Source organism: Synechococcus sp. R6-7 (assembly GCF_047461695.1).
Classification (GTDB): Bacteria; Cyanobacteriota; Cyanobacteriia; order Thermostichales; family Thermostichaceae; genus Thermostichus.
In genome coordinates this window covers 1-2,044 of the sequence record NZ_JANSHS010000261.1, presented here as the reverse complement: position 1 = coordinate 2,044, position 2,044 = coordinate 1, and the positions used below count along the sequence as shown (strand labels likewise).

Below are 2,044 nucleotides of genomic sequence, written 5' to 3'. Positions count from 1 at the left end.
GGGGCGGCCTGAGATTGAGGTGGACTGCCTTGAGACGGAGGGGCTTCTACCCGCTCACCCCCATCGCGGGAATCAACTTCTGAAACCAGATCTGCTTCCTCTGGGGGCTGCAGATCTTCTGGATCCAGAAGGATAAACTCAATGGCTTCTTGTTCTGGCTCGCGAGTGAGCCAAAGCCGCCCCAAGTGGAGCAATCCCAGCAGCACCAGCACGTGCAGCAGCAGCGACAGCGCCACCATCCAAAAAAAGTTGCGAGATTCATCCTCGCGGCGGCGCTGCTCAATCCAGATGCTGGTCATAGCCAAGATTGCCCTTTCCTTTCTTCAACGCTCTCAACACACCGAGTTGTCTGTTGCAGACTGGGCCACGGGGGTAACACCCCAGCTAGTGTTATAGCATCCGAGCAGTTGGCACTCCTGCGCAAAGGCGTATAGTCTATCTCGGGCTCGGGAAGGGATCCCACCTTGCAGCAGCTCTAAGATCGCCTACCTTGAAAAGAGCGGGGATCCCATTAGCCGGGGAAAAGCCCCACAGCTCGGGGTGCTGGCTCTGATGTTGGCTGGTGGGGCACTTTTGGTGGCTTTTTAGGAGCGACGTTATGGAACCCATCCGCTTTCATCTGGCCTTTCCAGTTGCCGATATTGCCTTGGCCAAGGCCTACTACGGCGATGGCTTGGGCTGTGAGATCGGTCGAGAAACCTCTGCTGCCGTTATTTTTAACCTGTACGGCCATCAACTGGTGGCCCACCTCACCCACGAAGAGCTGACGCCCCAGCGGGGCATCTACCCTCGTCATTTTGGCCTGATCTTCCCTACCCAAGGGGATTGGCAGGCGCTGGCCGACCGTGCCCTGGAGCGAGCCTTGCCCTTTTATCAGGAGCCGCGTTGGCGCTTTGTTGACACCCCCTTGGAACACGGCACCTTCTTTTTGCAGGATCCCTTCCATAACCTGCTGGAGTTTAAGTACTACCGCAACGCTTCCGCCATTTTCGGGGAGCGGGAATTGGCCTTGGTCGGGGACAGTGCTTCCCACCGCTCGCGCGAACGATCCCCGGCCCGCTCAAGTGGCATGTAGTGCAAACAGGAGGAACCTTTGGCCACTCAACCCCTGCGTTCTGGCCCTGCGCGCGGCCCTATCTGGCAGATGGATTTCAACGCCGTCCCCCTGCGGGATGAGCAGAACCGAAGGGTTTGGGAGCTGTTGGTGTGCGATCCCACCGGCCGGTTTCGCCAAGCGCAGTATTGCAGTAACCAAGAGGTGAATAGCACCTGGGTGGCACGACAGTTGCGGAGCTACCTCGAAGCGGCTCCCCAGCCTCCCTCGGCCATTCGTGTGTTTCGAGCCCGCATGAGTTCCATCCTGCAACGGGCCTGCGATGCGGTTGGGATCCCGATGCTGCCCAGTCGTCGCGTTTACACCCTCAAAGCTTGGATGCGAGAACGGGCAGAGCAGGTTTACCCTCAAGAGACTCAGTTTACCTACAGCCCCGAACCTCCTGTGGATCCGGATCCGCCGGATCCCATCCGTCTGCCGGACAAGTTGCAGGGAGAACGCTGGGCCTTCGTGACCTTGCGAGCTGAGGATCTGCGGGAAGCCGACGCCTGGCCGATAGAATTTGGCGAGCTTTTTCCGGTTGCCTGGGACACTTTGACGCCCGACACATTGGCACCAGTGGTGCGGAGCACCCTCATTCCCGGCTTGGTGATTACCTCGCAGCGGGCTTTGCCGATGGCAGCCTGGATGAGCGGTATGGAACCCGCCTACTTGAGTGTGGCAGACGGACGGCTACTGCTCGAGGCGGGCCTCAACGATTGTTATCTGTTTGCACAATTGAGAGATGAAACACTGCGAACAGAGGCAGAAGTCTTTGCCCAGCGCCAGCAGCAGGCCCAGGGGCTCCACTTTCTTGCCATTCAAACCGATCTTAGGGCCCAGTCTTTCGCCGGCTTCTGGCTGATGCAACATCCGCTGTAAGTAGCAGCCGTTACAGCCTGTTTGTAAATTACAGTCATTTCAAACTAGATTGAGACACTCCCCAAACGC

Annotated in this window: 2 protein-coding genes and 1 pseudogene; 2 read left to right on the top strand and 1 reads right to left on the bottom strand. The window is 58.2% G+C overall.

Translation table 11 applies throughout. The features are described from left to right. Window positions 1-299: pseudogene (locus NW815_RS08200) on the bottom strand (energy transducer TonB); the annotation flags it as partial. Between the two features lie 299 nt (window positions 300-598). Between NW815_RS08200 and NW815_RS08195 the strand changes: the two are divergent. Next, complete coding sequence (locus tag NW815_RS08195) at window positions 599-1,075, top strand: VOC family protein (RefSeq protein ID WP_414388801.1); 477 nt, start codon at window positions 599-601, stop codon at window positions 1,073-1,075. 18 nt (window positions 1,076-1,093) lie between these two features. Further along, window positions 1,094-1,975, top strand: a complete 882-nt coding sequence (locus NW815_RS08190) for a Tab2/Atab2 family RNA-binding protein (RefSeq protein ID WP_011432767.1) — start codon at window positions 1,094-1,096, stop codon at window positions 1,973-1,975. The last annotated feature ends 69 nt before the right edge of the window (window positions 1,976-2,044 follow it).